We start from the raw sequence: 254 nt of genomic DNA, 5'->3' as shown, positions 1-254 counted from the left end.
GGGCGTGCTTACTCCCATATTTTTCCTGGACAGGTTTACGGCGGAGTCGGGATCAAAAACGTATACGAATAAACCAGAAGGGAAAACATTGCAGGCAGTCTGTTCATTATTTCCGTGGAATAATGTATTTAAGGACCGGAAAGTACCGAAGATAACCATTAATGGCAATACGGTGACGTGGTCAAATCTTGAGCAGGGGATGGGGTCATATATTTATACATTCTGGGGGTGAGTTGTATGTATGGTTTAAGCAT

General features: G+C 42.9%; 1 protein-coding gene. It reads left to right on the top strand.

What is annotated here, in order from left to right:
* Positions 1–232 (top strand): hypothetical protein (locus tag Y887_RS19605; RefSeq protein WP_211257013.1); only part of this gene is annotated, 232 nt, incomplete at its 5' end.
* Positions 233–254: the final 22 nt, after the last annotated feature.

The sequence above is a fragment of the Xanthomonas pisi DSM 18956 genome (assembly GCF_001010415.1).
GTDB classification, from domain to species: Bacteria; Pseudomonadota; Gammaproteobacteria; order Xanthomonadales; family Xanthomonadaceae; genus Xanthomonas; species Xanthomonas pisi.
The sequence above is the reverse complement of the archived record's forward strand: the minus strand, read 5'-3'. Positions and strand labels throughout refer to the sequence as shown.